At 38.8% G+C, this 14,010-nt stretch carries 12 protein-coding genes, 1 tRNA gene and 1 pseudogene; 11 read left to right on the forward strand and 3 right to left on the reverse strand.

Annotated features, from left to right (window positions below; genetic code table 11):
* The first annotated feature begins 112 nt into the window (after window positions 1-112).
* Together AC6IZR_RS03380 and AC6IZR_RS03385 are read left to right on the forward strand one after the other, a co-directional pair.
* Complete coding sequence (locus AC6IZR_RS03380) at window positions 113-682, forward strand: GNAT family N-acetyltransferase (protein WP_497848782.1); 570 nt, start codon at window positions 113-115, stop codon at window positions 680-682.
* A gap of 50 nt (window positions 683-732) precedes the next feature.
* Window positions 733-805 (forward strand) — tRNA-Thr (locus AC6IZR_RS03385).
* Window positions 806-1,450: 645 nt separating this feature from the next.
* Here the strand turns inward: AC6IZR_RS03385 and AC6IZR_RS03390 are convergent.
* A complete protein-coding gene (locus tag AC6IZR_RS03390) occupies window positions 1,451-2,296 on the reverse strand; it encodes a helix-turn-helix domain-containing protein (protein WP_049472913.1) in 846 nt (281 codons plus the stop codon).
* 132 nt (window positions 2,297-2,428) lie between these two features.
* Between AC6IZR_RS03390 and AC6IZR_RS03395 the strand changes: the two genes are divergently transcribed.
* Complete coding sequence (locus AC6IZR_RS03395; RefSeq protein WP_497848783.1) at window positions 2,429-3,643, forward strand: MFS transporter; 1,215 nt, start codon at window positions 2,429-2,431, stop codon at window positions 3,641-3,643.
* A gap of 555 nt (window positions 3,644-4,198) precedes the next feature.
* Here AC6IZR_RS03395 and AC6IZR_RS03400 read toward each other — a convergent pair.
* Together AC6IZR_RS03400 and AC6IZR_RS03405 are read right to left on the reverse strand one after the other, a co-directional pair.
* Window positions 4,199-4,789 (reverse strand): annotated as a pseudogene (locus AC6IZR_RS03400) (IS982 family transposase); the annotation flags it as partial.
* 473 nt (window positions 4,790-5,262) lie between these two features.
* Entirely contained in the window at window positions 5,263-6,276 is a 1,014-nt protein-coding gene (locus AC6IZR_RS03405; RefSeq protein ID WP_497848784.1) for a hypothetical protein, read from the reverse strand.
* Window positions 6,277-6,428: 152 nt separating this feature from the next.
* On the opposite strand from AC6IZR_RS03405, the gene AC6IZR_RS03410 reads away from it, so the two are divergent.
* From AC6IZR_RS03410 to coaE, 8 genes are all read left to right on the forward strand, one after another.
* The gene (locus AC6IZR_RS03410; RefSeq protein WP_497848785.1) at window positions 6,429-6,665 is read left to right on the forward strand and encodes a zinc-ribbon domain-containing protein; all 237 of its coding nucleotides are present in this window, start codon (window positions 6,429-6,431) and stop codon (window positions 6,663-6,665) included.
* Window positions 6,666-7,172: 507 nt separating this feature from the next.
* Complete coding sequence (tetA(46), locus tag AC6IZR_RS03415) at window positions 7,173-8,897, forward strand: tetracycline efflux ABC transporter Tet(46) subunit A (RefSeq protein WP_497848786.1); 1,725 nt, start codon at window positions 7,173-7,175, stop codon at window positions 8,895-8,897.
* Window position 8,898: 1 nt separating this feature from the next.
* Window positions 8,899-10,635 (forward strand): tetracycline efflux ABC transporter Tet(46) subunit B, encoded by a 1,737-nt coding sequence (gene tetB(46), locus AC6IZR_RS03420; protein WP_462128182.1) that lies wholly within the window; start codon window positions 8,899-8,901, stop codon window positions 10,633-10,635.
* Between the two features lie 96 nt (window positions 10,636-10,731).
* Window positions 10,732-11,229: an rRNA maturation RNase YbeY gene (gene ybeY / locus AC6IZR_RS03425; protein WP_003005431.1), complete on the forward strand. Its 498-nt coding sequence runs from the start codon at window positions 10,732-10,734 to the stop codon at window positions 11,227-11,229.
* Complete coding sequence (locus AC6IZR_RS03430) at window positions 11,210-11,608, forward strand: diacylglycerol kinase family protein (protein ID WP_003008202.1); 399 nt, start codon at window positions 11,210-11,212, stop codon at window positions 11,606-11,608. Before ybeY ends, AC6IZR_RS03430 begins: the two co-directional genes overlap by 20 nt.
* Before the next feature lie 29 nt (window positions 11,609-11,637).
* Window positions 11,638-12,537, forward strand: a complete 900-nt coding sequence (gene era, locus AC6IZR_RS03435) for a GTPase Era (RefSeq protein ID WP_006595864.1) — start codon at window positions 11,638-11,640, stop codon at window positions 12,535-12,537.
* Between the two features lie 45 nt (window positions 12,538-12,582).
* A complete protein-coding gene (mutM, locus tag AC6IZR_RS03440; RefSeq protein WP_462128181.1) occupies window positions 12,583-13,407 on the forward strand; it encodes a DNA-formamidopyrimidine glycosylase in 825 nt (274 codons plus the stop codon).
* Window positions 13,408-14,004, forward strand: coding sequence for a dephospho-CoA kinase (coaE, locus tag AC6IZR_RS03445; RefSeq protein ID WP_462128180.1), 597 nt, complete (start codon window positions 13,408-13,410; stop codon window positions 14,002-14,004). It abuts the gene before it with no gap.
* Window positions 14,005-14,010: the final 6 nt, after the last annotated feature.

Raw genomic sequence — 14,010 nt, forward strand, 5'->3', positions numbered from 1 at the left:
ATTGTTTTGATTGATTTTATTGTATAGAAAAGTAGGTTAAAAAGCAAGAAAAATTTGATCTTGCCTTCCTTTAGGTTATTTGCTAAACTAATCCCTAAAGAAGGAGTGTCAAATGGAAAATTTATATGTGAAGTTAGCGGCTTATCGTGAAGTGGAGACAGAGCGTTTGCACTTGCGTCCGGTCACTCTGGATGATGCACCAGCTATGTTTGAGTATGCTTCTGATGAGACAGTTACGCGCTATACGTTTCCAACCAATCAAAGTATAGAAGAGACGCGTAATAATATTGCCCTCTTTTACCTAGCGAGCCCACTTGGAAGATGGGGGATCGAGCTCAAAGAGAATGGAAAATTTATCGGGACGATTGATTTACTGGATTTGGATCTTTGTCTGAAGAAGGGGAGTATCGGCTATGTTCTGAATAAAGACTATTGGAACCAAGGTCTTGCGACAGAGGCTACCAAGGCAGTCATTGCCTTGGCTTTTGAACAGTTAGGGATGAACAAGCTCATTGCTGTTCATGATCAGGACAACCCAGCTTCTGGACGGGTGATGGCCAAATCAGGTATGAAGTATTCTCACGAGGAGCCCTACGCGATGTTAGACTTGCATGAAGAAGGGAGAATGGTGACGAGAGTTCATTATGTCCTCACTAAGGAAGAATATTTGGCAGAAAAATGAGTCAGGATATTGACAAAAGACCTATCTCCATGATATAGTAGATAGGTACTGCTGGTTTAGCTCAGTCGGTAGAGCGCATCCATGGTAAGGATGAGGTCGCCGGTTCAATCCCGGCAACTAGCATAGCAGAAAAGAGAAGCTTAGAGAGGATCTAGGCTTCTTTTTTGTGTCTTAAAAGGTTCGAAAAAACTTAATGGCTACTTTAACTGTCATAATAGCTATTGAATTAAAGTTTAACTAACAAGATTTAAGTTTTTTCTATCCAAGCCAACACACAGACCGTATTTGTCAAATTTTTTGGATACAGTACAATAATCCAATTCACAATTTAATTTACCTGAAGTGAGTCTTGAAAATATTATGACTTATATTTTAAGTAATGAAAGTCATATGGATGTTAATCTTATTAAGATTAGTTGTTTATTGGACAAAGTAATTTATATTATCAGATTGAGGAAAAGGTCTTCTTAAAAACTTTCCTTAGGTGAGTACGGACGTCAGCGAACTTCTATGAAGTTCCATGACTAATTATTGAACCTAAAGTCTCAATAATTCCGAGTGCCTGAAACATAATAGTTTCAGGCACTTTTCTCACGGCGGAAAGTTTTTGTAGATGGTTGAATAATTCTAACAAATAAATTCTTTTATTTTGATAGAATTTATTGGATTTGTAAAAAAAGAACAGTTTTTCTACACCCTATATTATACATCCTGTTTTAAGACATGGGTACAGAATTTCTGTGCGAACTATTTAATAAATAAAAGATATTATTCCACATGCTCATTGTAATGTTGCTGATACTGTGACTTGATACTATTTTCTCCTAAAATTTCAAACACTTTTAGAGCTTGTTGCATTTTTTCTAGACCACTTCTATTATTTATTTTAAATTCATAGTAGCCTGTAGCATATAGAAATACAGTTTGTTCATAGTAGTTGAACTCATTATTTAATAATTTTTTGATCTCGTAAATTAGATAAGAACAATTTTGAAATTTTCTTTTGTCAATGCTTACAATTAAGCAGTTAATTGCCAGCTGAGTAACGAGTTTTTTATTAGTCTTATTCAATGTTGAGTAAATAAAATTTTTTATCATTTCCTTTGTTAATAAAAAAGCAGAATTATATTGAATGGTTCGGATACAATTTGCTAATAATATAATTTCATAGTATCCCCAAGTTTCAACTTTGAACAAATAATCAGTCAAAGATTCTAATTCTGCCTCGGATGGTGAAATCTTATTATCCAATGTATAGATTATTGATTTTACCATAGTTCGTTCCAATGAATTGAGTTGATAAATTGTAGAATTAGTGAGTAAGGATTTAATGTTATCAACATTTTGTAGGGAATACTCTTTACGGATATATTGCATTAAGTTGCCAAATGATATCGTTTGGGTATATTCAGTATCATGAAGAATAAGAAATTCATCCAATGAGATGTGTAATTTATCTAAAATGTTGATAAGTCTAATACAAGATATCTCAGATTCTCCACGTTCGAATCTGGAAATCTGTGATTTTGATAGATGTTTGTCTGCGATAGCACAGATACTTACTTGTTTACTCTTGCGTATTTTTCTAAGTGTTTGACCAAGTTTAGATTTCATTTTTCCCACTTTCACAACAAAAGTTTAAATAGTTTTTATTTATTATACAATACTTAAAAAAGAAAAGGAAAATTGATATGAAAATTTGTTTAAATTTTTATTAATCAATTTTTGAAGGGAGATTGTAGAGATATGAGTAAAAAAAATATAATATTACTTATTTCTAGGGGACAAACTAATAATTTTGGAAATAGGGTATATGACTACGCAAATAAAATATTCATTTCTACATTACCAAAATCGTCAGTATTTTTTATGTCAGTTTATCAATCAACAGAGGTAATAGCACAAATATTTTTTAACTTAATAGGAGGTTTTGTTGCAGATTTTGGAAATAGGAAAAAAATACTTATTTTAACGGATATCGTTGCTGCTATTTCAACATTTGTTGCTTTTTTATTTCTAGATATGCCTAATAGTGCAATAGTGTTAATAATTGTTAATATCATACTAGCTATTCTAAATTCTTTTAACAATCCTGCTTACAAAGTAATAGTTAGAGACCTATTGGATAAAAACTCCATATACATATATAATTCATACAGTAGAAGTTTAGCAGAGATTTTTAATATATTAGTTCCCTTTTTTGGAATTTGGATTATTTCTCTATTTGGTTTCAAAGTTTCAATGTTACTAAATTCATTAAGTTTTGCCATCTCTGCGATTATAGAATCAAAATTTGTTATTAAAAGTCAAGGTTTTAAAAATCAAAAAACTGCTAAAAAAGTAGATATAATGAAAAGTATCATTGAGGGATTTTGTTATATCCTTCAAAGAAAAGAGTTCTTCATTATTTTGATATTAGTATCCGTACTTAATTTTTTCGTCGCGGGTATAGAACTTTACTTGCCATTTATAAATAAATTTTTTAATGTTTCCTATATGTATGGATATATATTAGCAGTTCAAACTATTGGGAAAATACTTGGAGCGTACATCAATAAGTTTTTTAAGAATGATTTCACTATGTCTGAATGTTGTAACTTTTTGCTTATGTCTTCAATTGCATTGGTTCCAATTGTTTTTATTGATAATATTTATTTAATAATATTGCTTTTTGGAATAAGCTCTTTATTCATTATGATATTCGATGTTCAAATATTTTCAAAAATTCAATCAGAGATCTCAGAAGAATTTTTAGGTAGAGTTTTTAGTACTGTTTCATTACTATCTTTGGTCTTATCTCCAGTTGGAACTTTTGTTTTTTCTATTTTGAAAATTCATTCTGCAGTGATTTTCTCTATTATTGCATTATTCCAAGTTTTATTCTGTCTTTTTATAAAGATATTGCTTTCTTTTGTTAATTCTAAACAGTCATCAGAAAATGAACCTAATGGTTTGGAATGAAAATTGAGTATAGTCTCACAAATAGATCAGATCTATTTAATTTATAAATAATAATCACGATAGAGGAAATTATGCCATATAAATATATTTGTCATATGGTATTTTGATTGCTTTATAAACACCTGTTATCTATAGTTACCGTTAATAAACTTGGTAGCTAACTAAGAATTATTTATAGTCGAAATAGGAAGAACCCATTACGATTTGAGGTAATAGTCCGGCTTTAAAACTAAAAGTTTATGTACAATTGACTAAACAAGACTTAAACCATTGATACAACTGAATTAGAAGCATAAAGTACATTCTTTAAGGAGTGTACTTTATTTTTATTTTGTACATTATTTTGAAGTGTTATTTTGTATATTTTCTAGTTCATAACATCATCTGATTTAAGGAATTGATTTGTACATTTTTACTCTAATAGGTGCAGAAGAAGTAGTGGTTCAATTGTACATTTTTTGCTACTCATTTAAGGTCTTATTGATAGTAAGATATAGATTTTTACTCGTGGTGCTAGTTAATCTCAAAGTATCTCAGATTATAAGTCAGTACAATTTACTCCATTCTCAACTGCAATCCTGTTAAGCCTCTAGCTAGTGTTTGTTCGACATCAAAAAAAGCACAAAGTTCTGAAAATCGAGTTTCAATAGTCCGTCTCATAGCCATTAGTTTCCAATGATTATGTTGTTTAGCTCTTACCATATTTTGACGTAAAGGCGTCCAAAGATGGTAACCTTTCTGTTTCAACTGTTCTCTGAGTACATAGTTAAGATATGCTAAATCAGCTAAAACATAGGGTTGAGAACAATTTTCTAGTAAGTCATCAACTGCCCTAATATAATGTACTGAGGCAGGCGTTACAACATAATTCAGAATATAGCCTGATAGGGTGACCAGCATATGTACTTTGAATCCATAGACCCAAAGGTGCTTAGAGGAATTGTAACCAATGTCGGCTAGTTCATTAAAAACATGTGCTCTACGGTTACGGACTAGTTGACAAAGTGATAAGGGGAAACTATCTATGATGACAATGTTATTGGGAGAAATTTGAGTATTTATGGCTTGCCGAATAATTTGGACTAACCAAATCAACTGCCTTGACCGTCGATTAAACCGACTTCTTTCAAGGAGACACCCACAAGGATTCTTGTTTAGAAGCACCGAATCAATCAAGAAGGAGCATCCTGAGGTTCCAGCATTTGAAGAATATGACGAGCTACTTGAAGCAATCAAAAAATCCCTATAAAGGGATTCTTTTATACCTATAATACCTTGTGCAAAATAGTCGTATATATCAAAATCAGAGTCACGTTACCTACTATTAGACCAAAAGTAGCAAGCAAGGTCTTTGATGTACCTGGCTTAAAATCTGCACTAATCAAATATGGCCAAAAGCATACTATTGGGAAAATGGCTATTAACACTCATACATAGGTAGGAATGCTTGTCCAAAGAAAGCGTGTCGTCTCTAACCAGTGACCCCATGAAGGTATCACTATTTTGCTTATAGTGAAAAGTATGCATATAAGGTGGACCACTAGAAGATAAATAGCATACTTTGTCTTACTTAGTACTTTTTTCTTTTTCATTTTGCCTAATTATCCCTGCAAATTCTTCTATCGCTCTGCTGCAATATTAGAACTAAAATTAAAATTAACTATATCATTATTCGAATCAAGGTCTAAATTCATAAAATAATGATTCCAAAAGAATTCATTGTTACCTGCTCCCCACTGCACGCCATAATGACCCAAATATTCATCTCTTGGCTCGCTTGGAGTCAGCCATATTTTTTTCCCAAATACTTTCGTGAACTCGTTTTCGTCAAGCTTCTTTAGCAAATCTATACCATCTATATTATATGAAATTCCATATTTTTTAGCAGCAGCTGTGCTTTCAGAATCGAAGCAAACCTGCGTAACTACACAGTCCTTCAGCTCCGTACTCTTCCTCTTATCTCCGTAAACACCTATACATCCGAGAACTACATTCTTCTTTACAAGAAGATAAGTCGATCGCGTAACTGCTGAGTCATATGGCTTAAAGCCGTTTGGTACGCTAACCCCCGATCCTTGGTATTTAGAATAGCTTCCCGTTGTCAAAAGCTCATTATAATTAGGATAATCATGTCTACCATTTGACACATAGATTTCAAATCCCTGGTCTATTAAATCCGAAATCTTAGTCTCTGTAAGATGAATTTCAGTTCCGTCAATTTTAAGTGGAGGTGCGTTATCAGGTAAACCTATCAGTATGTATGCGAACATCAAAAATACAAATACCATAAGCACTGCAACGATACCTATCCAAGATTTCCCGGTTCTCCTTCGTGCATTGAAAAGCGCCATTATAGAAGGCGTGATTATAGCAGCACCAATTGGCGCTGCCCCATGACGGAACATGCCCATGACCTTAAAGGCAATTACAGCGCTAATTAGTATTAAAACTATGTGCACTGCATACTCTCCTACGCTTAGCTTACTCGTCCTAGTCTGATTATTTGCTGGGGCATCGTACACTGGAACACCGTTCTCAAAGGTGTTCTTCATTCTATAACGCAGCCAAAACAATATTCCAATAAACACAAATGCCAAGAAAACTAGCATTCCGATAAAAACTAATCTTTCCATCTGTAACCTTTTTTCTGACATAATTATCGTCCATCAAAATTCATATCTAGTCTACCACATTTTGAAATTGTTTTACAATATTTACACACTTGTGCACGAATCAAAAAGTTTTAAAAGGATTTAACGACTTAGCAACAACTCAACAAAGTCTAATGAACGAGTGGGATTATGTAAATAACTTCTTGATAGCAAGTCCAACTGAAATCACAGAGTTGAGTAATATGTCTGTATGGTGGATATGTCAGGAAAACCCAGATCATCGTTATAAAATTCAAGTTAATGAAAGAATGGCGTATAGAAAACGAAATAAAAAGGAGTGTTCGATTTGCAAAGGTTACAGAAGAAAGCAAGAACATTTTATACAGTTTAAAAAAGATATAAAAAAATAAGAACACTTTAAGTAATATAAAGTGTTTTTATATTGTCAAAATGTACAATTGAAAAATTTTCAGTTTTCAGTTAGATAAAGTACATATTACAGTAGATGGATAGCTTTTAAGATTTCCAGTATTCACTTAAATAAAGTACATAATTAAGAATAATTAGCTCTAAAAAAATTTTTTGGTTATACACCATTTCAACAATTTTCAAAAAAACGTTGACAAGCAAGGAAATACGTGGTAAAGTTAGAACAACAAAGAGAAAGGAGAAAACCATCATGAACAAAGTAGATGTTTTGATGACACAATTGAATACACAGCTTCTCCAATCTCAGTTGAGTTCGATGTAAACTATAAATGGAACCCAAGATGGAGGAGTCTGTCTTGGGTTTTTTGTATGCATTTTTGCCTGCCTTAACTGAATTGGTGATAGGCATCAGAAGGCCCAAGTGTGGACTGAGCACGTACTCAGCTCCTTGCTTGGGTTTTTCTGTGCCATTTTGAAAAGGAGAATATATGATCAGAGCTATTTGGGACTATATCAGGGAGCGCAAGTGGCGATATGTGAAGATCGCTATGGTCCTGATTCTTTATGATTACACTTTATTGATCCCGACGCAAGTCATCCAGCGCTTAGTGGATCATTTGAGTCAGCAGACGCTGACGCAATCGAACTTTGTATGGGATATGGTCCTATTGGTAGGGTCAGCCATCCTCAATTATTTGACGGCTTTTTATTGGCAGTTGCGACTCTTTCAGTCGTCAGTCCATTTCAAGGCGACCCTTCAGGGTCAAGCGTTTCGTAAGCTAGTAGCTATGCGGCGTCCCTTTTTTGAGAAATTCCGTTCAGGGGATCTTTTGACGCGGTTCACGACAGATGTGGATGGCATGGCTGATATGGCTGGTTACGGGATGATGGTGCTCCTGTTTGGCGGTGGCTTGTTTGCCTTTATTATTCCGACCATGTTTTTCATTTCTTGGCAATTAACCTTGATTTCCTTTATTCCTATGATCTTCCTCGTCGTCTCTACCTATTTTTTGAGTAGAAAGCAGGAGGAGTATGTTGAGCAAAACCGGGAAGCGGTCGCTCAGTTGAACGATGAAGTCTTGGAGTCCATCGAAGGGATCCGTGTCATGCGGGCCTATAGTAGACGGGACCAGCAAGTCAAACAGTTTCAGAAGAAAACAGCCAGTCTATCCAAAACAGGGGACAAAATTGCTTCTATCCAGTATTCTTTTGGACCTTTAGCCCTTTTGTTTATTGGATTCTCGACAGTCTTGCTCCTGCTATTTGGAGGCCGGTCCCTAGCAAGCGGACAGTTGAGCCTTGGCAAGTTATTGGCTTTACAGCTGTATTTGGTCTTTTTAATTGAGCCTATGTGGATGATGGCGGACTTGATCTTGGTCTACCAGACAGGGCAAATGTCCTATAAAAAATTAAAAGAAGTGATTGATGAGACAGATGATCTGGAGCCAGATGGTTCTCACTACCTAGAGCAGATTGATTTGGTGCAGTTTAAGGACTATTCTTTCAGCTATCCTGGTGCTGAGCGAAAGAGCCTGTTAGGCATTGATTGGACCATTCAGAAAGGACAGACGGTTGGGATTGTTGGTCGTACCGGAGCAGGAAAGACTACCCTGGTTCGACAATTCTTGCGGCAGTACCCAGTTGGTGAGGGAGAGTTTTTGATCAACCAGCAACCGATCGTGGACTACAATCGAAGCTCCATTGAAGATAAAATTGGCTATGTTTCTCAAGAACATATTTTATTTTCTAAGTCTATCCGTGAGAATATAGCGCTTGGTAAAAAAGGAGCCAGCCAAGAAGACTTGGTAGAAGCAATAGCCCAAGCTGCTTTTGCGGATGATCTCGAGCGGATGTCACATGGAATGGATACCCTGATCGGTGAGAAAGGGGTCTCTGTATCAGGAGGTCAAAAACAACGGATCTCTCTGGCGCGTGCCTTCTTAAGAGATGCTGAGCTCTTGCTGTTAGATGATTCCCTTTCGGCAGTGGATGCGAAGACTGAACAGGCCATTATTGACACGATTCAAAAGGAACGAAAAGACAAGACGACCATCATTGTTTCCCATCGCTTGTCGGCTGTTCATCAGGCTGATTGGATCATCGTCTTGGATCAAGGTCGTATTGTAGAAGAAGGTAGGGCTAGTGATTTATTGGCTCAAGAAGGCTGGTATTATGAACAATACCAACGGCAACAAAAACAGGAAGGAGAATAAGATGAAAGTTTTAAAACGATTATTATCGAGGATTACGCTTTATCCAACTGTCTTTCTTGCTGGCTTTATTTGCCTCTTACTAGCCACCATTTTTTCTGAATTGTCTCCCTTTCTTCTCCAAAAGATGATCGATGGGCCTTTGACCGCACTGACCCATGGTGGCGGGCAAGGGGACTTGCTTCAGATGGGAGGATTTTATCTCTTGGTCTTGAGCCTAGGGCAGCTGATAAGCTACATGGGCAATCGGATCTTGCTACATGGAAGTAATCAAGTAACCGCTAATCTGAGAGACCAAGCCTTTCAAGTCATGCAAGGACTGCCTATTTCTTATTTTGATGATAAGCCGGCTGGGAAGATCGCGACAAGAATTGTCAATGATACGGAGACCTTGCGGACCCAGTTTTATAACTCTTGTATGATTTTAGTCATCTACTTGGTGCGTTTCCTCTTTATCCTAGGGATTCTCTTTTACCTGAGTCCTATGATGGGCCTTCTCTTGTGTTTGGTCTTTCCGATTTTCTATGGGATCCAGTATCTCTACAAGGTCATGACGGACCAGCCTATGAAGGATTTCTTTGATGCGCGAAGCGAGGTCAATACCCAGGTCAATGAACTCTTGCATGGTGCTAGTATGATTCAACTCTATCATCAAGAGCCTGGTGTGGTGGAGGAGTTTGAAGCCACTACTCAGAAGATGTTAGGAGCCAATGATCGAATTCTCTTAGCTGATTCTATTGCTTCTTGGACCTTGACGGAATTGCTCAAGTTTTTAGTGATTGCAGGCATTTTGACCATTGCTGGGATTTCTTTCCTAGAGGGCAATATCGGTGTGACGGCTGGTTTCTTATTTATCAATATTAACTATGTGATTAATCTATTTGATCTCATGGCCAATCTCAGTCGTCAATTCCCAAATATTCGGCGATCCTTAGAAACGGGGAGTCGCGTCCTTGCTTTCTTAGATCAACCCTTAGAGGATGATGGTGTATCGGAACTGAAGATAGAAAAGGCAGAAGTCGTGTTTGACGATGTTCAATTTGCTTATGAAGAAGGCAAGCCTGTTCTGCGGGATATTGCCTTTCAAGCAAGTCCAGGTCAAACCATCGCTCTTGTGGGCCATACTGGATCAGGTAAGTCTTCGATTATGAACCTGCTCTATCGTTTTTATGATCCTCAAGAAGGAGCGATTTTGATCGATGGTCAAGATATTCGCCAAGTTTCTCGTGAGAGCCTGCGAAGCCACATGGGAATTGTCTTGCAGGATCCTTATCTATTTACAGGAACCATTGCGAGTAATGTAGCCATGAGTCAGGATCATATTGACCGGGAGGCGGTCAAAGAAGCGCTGAAAAAAGTCGGAGCATGGCCCTTTGTAGAGCGCCTTGAAAAGGGGATCGACCATCCAGTCGTAGAAAAAGGATCGGCCTTTTCAAGTGGCGAACGCCAGTTGATTTCCTTTGCGCGGACGCTCTATATGAATCCGCAAATTCTGATTTTGGATGAGGCAACCTCTCACATTGATACGGAAACAGAAGAAATCATCCAGAAGGCTATGGCAGTCCTGCAAAAGGGCCGGACCACCTTTATCATTGCCCATCGCTTGTCCACTATCCAAGATGCGGATCAGATCTTAGTTTTATCCGAAGGACGTATTGTGGAGCGTGGTAGACACGAGGAACTAGTCGCACAAGGCGGGATCTATGCCCAGATGAATGCCATCCAGCAAACAGTGGTGTAAGATTGTCCTGCAAAGAAAAAGATTGAAAACCAGCCTGTATCTAGTATATAGGCTGGTTTTATGCTATAATGAAGTGATAATAGTGAGGTGATCCAGATGTATATTGAAATGGTAGATGAGACTGGTCAAGTCTCTGACGAAATCTTAAAACAAACGCAAGAAATTTTAGAATTTGCTGCTCAAAAAATTGGGAAAGAAGACAAGGAAATGGCTGTGACTTTTGTGACCAATGAACGCAGTCATGAACTAAATCTTGAATACCGTGATACGGATCGTCCGACGGATGTCATCAGTTTAGAATACAAGCCAGAGATGGAGATTTCTTTTGACGAGGAAGACCTTGCAGAAAATCCAGAATTGGCAGAGATGATGGCTGAGTTCGATACCTATATTGGTGAGCTCTTTATTTCAATTGACAAGGCGCGTGAGCAAGCCGAAGAATATGGCCACAGCTTTGAGCGCGAAATGGGATTTTTAGCAGTGCATGGTTTTCTTCACATCAATGGCTATGATCACTATACGCCGGAAGAAGAAAAGGAAATGTTTGGCTTACAGGAAGAGATTTTGACAGCCTATGGACTCACAAGACAATAAGCGAAAATGGAAAAATCGGGACTTCACTTCAAGCCTGGAGTTTGCGATAACAGGAATTTTCACGGCGATCAAAGAAGAGCGCAATATGCGCAAGCATGCCTTATCAGCCCTTGTAGCAATTCTTGCTGGTTTGGTATTTAGGATTTCTGCGACAGAATGGCTCTTTTTATTGCTCAGCATCACCTTGGTGATTGCGTTTGAAATTATGAATTCAGCCATTGAAAATGTGGTGGATTTAGCTAGTAACTACCATTTCTCCATGTTGGCAAAGAATGCCAAAGACATGGCAGCTGGAGCAGTCCTCGTCGTATCAGGCTTTGCCCTACTGACAGGACTGGTGATTTTTGTGCCCAAATTCTGGGCCTTGGTATTTGGATAAGAGGGAGTATGCCCTCGTGAAAGGATAATATGACATTTAAATCAGGTTTTGTAGCCATTTTAGGACGTCCCAATGTTGGGAAGTCAACTTTTTTGAACCACGTCATGGGGCAAAAAATTGCCATCATGAGTGACAAAGCGCAGACAACGCGCAACAAGATTATGGGGATTTATACGACGGATAAGGAACAGATCGTCTTTATCGATACCCCAGGGATTCACAAACCCAAGACAGCTCTTGGAGACTTCATGGTGGAGTCGGCCTATAGCACCCTTCGAGAAGTGGATACGGTTCTCTTTATGGTGCCAGCAGATGAAGCGCGTGGCAAGGGCGATGACATGATCATCGAGCGCCTCAAGGCTGCTAAGGTGCCGGTTATTCTGGTGGTCAATAAGATCGACAAGGTGCACCCAGACCAACTCTTGGCGCAAATCGATGACTTCCGTAGTCAGATGGATTTCAAGGAAATCGTGCCGATTTCAGCCCTCCAAGGAAACAATGTTTCGCGTTTGATTGATATTTTAAGTGAAAACTTAGAAGAAGGTTTCCAATATTTCCCTGCCGATCAAATCACTGACCACCCAGAGCGCTTCTTGGTCTCTGAAATGATCCGTGAAAAGGTCTTGCATTTAACGCGGGAAGAAATTCCCCACTCTGTGGCAGTAGTGGTGGATTCTATGAAGCGGGATGAAGAGACAGATAAGGTCCATATCCGTGCAACCATCATGGTCGAGCGCGATAGCCAAAAAGGTATTGTCATCGGAAAAGGCGGCGCCATGCTTAAGAAGATCGGGACCCTTGCGCGTAAGGATATTGAGCTCATGCTAGGAGACAAGGTCTTCCTAGAAACATGGGTCAAGGTCAAGAAAAATTGGCGGGATAAGAAATTGGATCTTGCCGATTTCGGATACAACGAAAAAGAATATTAAGAAGAGGTGGGCAGAAGCCTGCTTCTTGTTTTTGAAAGGAGTTCTATGCCTGAATTACCAGAAGTAGAGACGGTTCGACGCGGTCTTGAGAAATTAATTCTTGGAAAAACTATCCAGTCAGTGGAAGTAAAGTATCCAAAGATGATTCAGACGGATCTAGATGCTTTTTGTCAAGATCTTCCAGGTCAAGAAATTCGAGCCATGGGGCGCCGTGGGAAATACCTCTTGTTTTATCTGACGGATATGGTCCTCATCTCGCATTTGCGGATGGAAGGCAAGTATTTCTTTTATCCAGACGAAATCTCTCTTCGAAAGCATGCCCATGTCTTCTTTCATTTTACAGATGGTAGCACTCTGGTCTATGAGGATGTCCGCAAGTTTGGGACCATGGAAGTCCTCATACCTGAGCTTGTCGACAGCTATTTTTTTGCGAAAAAGATTGGTCCAGAGCCGACAGAAGCGGATTTTAAAGCACCAACTTTCCAAGCAGCTCTTAAAAAATCAAAGAAACCCATTAAATCAGCTCTTTTAGACCAAAAATTAGTGGCTGGTCTGGGCAATATCTATGTGGATGAGGTCCTTTATCGAGCCAAGGTTCATCCAGCCCGCTTGGGTCAAAGCTTAACTGCTAGAGAAGCCAAAGCAATCCGCAAAGAAACGATTGCCGTGCTTGCTCAGGCTGTTGAAAAGGGTGGCTCTACCATTCGCTCCTACAGCAATGCTTTTGGAGAAGACGGCACCATGCAGGAAGAACACCAGGTCTATGGGAAAACAGGCCAACCTTGTTTGCGCTGCGGGACACCGATTGAGAAAATCCAGCTGGGGGGACGCGGAACCCATTTTTGCCCCCACTGCCAAAAGGAGAACTAGATGGAAAGAATCATCGGATTAACAGGAGGGATTGCTTCAGGAAAGTCCACTGTGACCTCCTATCTGAGAGAAAAAGGGTATCCTGTCATTGATGCGGATCAAGTGGTCCATGACTTGCAAGCACCAGGAGGAGCCCTCTACCGTGTCTTAGTAGATCATTTTGGTAGAGAGATCCTTACCAAAGAAGGAGAGCTGGACCGCGTCGCTTTGGGTCAGCGGATCTTTTCAAATCCTAGTGAACGAGACTGGTCCAATCGCGTCCAAGGCAGGCTTATTCGTGAGGCTCTAGCTGAGGTAAGAGATAGACAAGCTGCCCAATCCGGTCTCTTTTTTATGGATATTCCTCTCTTAATCGAGCAAGGCTATGAAGAGTGGTTTGAATCTGTCTGGTTGGTAGCTGTATCAAAAGAAACCCAGCTCAAGCGCCTGATGGAACGCAACCACTTATCAGAACTGCAGGCCCAAGAACGCATCGCGTCTCAAATGCCGCTAGATGAAAAAAGAGCCCATGCAGATCTGGTCTTAGACAATAATGATGATCTAACTGCCCTCTATGCCCAATTAGATGCAGCCCTACAACAATTAGAAAGAAGATGATTTTAT

It is taken from the genome of Streptococcus mobilis (genome assembly GCF_059727625.1).

Coding starts and splice junctions, on each gene's coding strand:
- era (WP_006595864.1), top strand. CDS start 11,638: ATGACATTTAAATCAGGTTTTGTAGCCATTTTAGGACGTCCCAATGTT.
- coaE (WP_462128180.1), top strand. CDS start 13,408: ATGGAAAGAATCATCGGATTAACAGGAGGGATTGCTTCAGGAAAGTCC.
- ybeY (WP_003005431.1), top strand. CDS start 10,732: ATGTATATTGAAATGGTAGATGAGACTGGTCAAGTCTCTGACGAAATC.
- AC6IZR_RS03395 (WP_497848783.1), top strand. CDS start 2,429: ATGAGTAAAAAAAATATAATATTACTTATTTCTAGGGGACAAACTAAT.
- AC6IZR_RS03430 (WP_003008202.1), top strand. CDS start 11,210: ATGGACTCACAAGACAATAAGCGAAAATGGAAAAATCGGGACTTCACT.
- AC6IZR_RS03410 (WP_497848785.1), top strand. CDS start 6,429: ATGAACGAGTGGGATTATGTAAATAACTTCTTGATAGCAAGTCCAACT.
- AC6IZR_RS03405 (WP_497848784.1), bottom strand. CDS start 6,276: ATGGAAAGATTAGTTTTTATCGGAATGCTAGTTTTCTTGGCATTTGTG.
- mutM (WP_462128181.1), top strand. CDS start 12,583: ATGCCTGAATTACCAGAAGTAGAGACGGTTCGACGCGGTCTTGAGAAA.
- AC6IZR_RS03380 (WP_497848782.1), top strand. CDS start 113: ATGGAAAATTTATATGTGAAGTTAGCGGCTTATCGTGAAGTGGAGACA.
- AC6IZR_RS03390 (WP_049472913.1), bottom strand. CDS start 2,296: ATGAAATCTAAACTTGGTCAAACACTTAGAAAAATACGCAAGAGTAAA.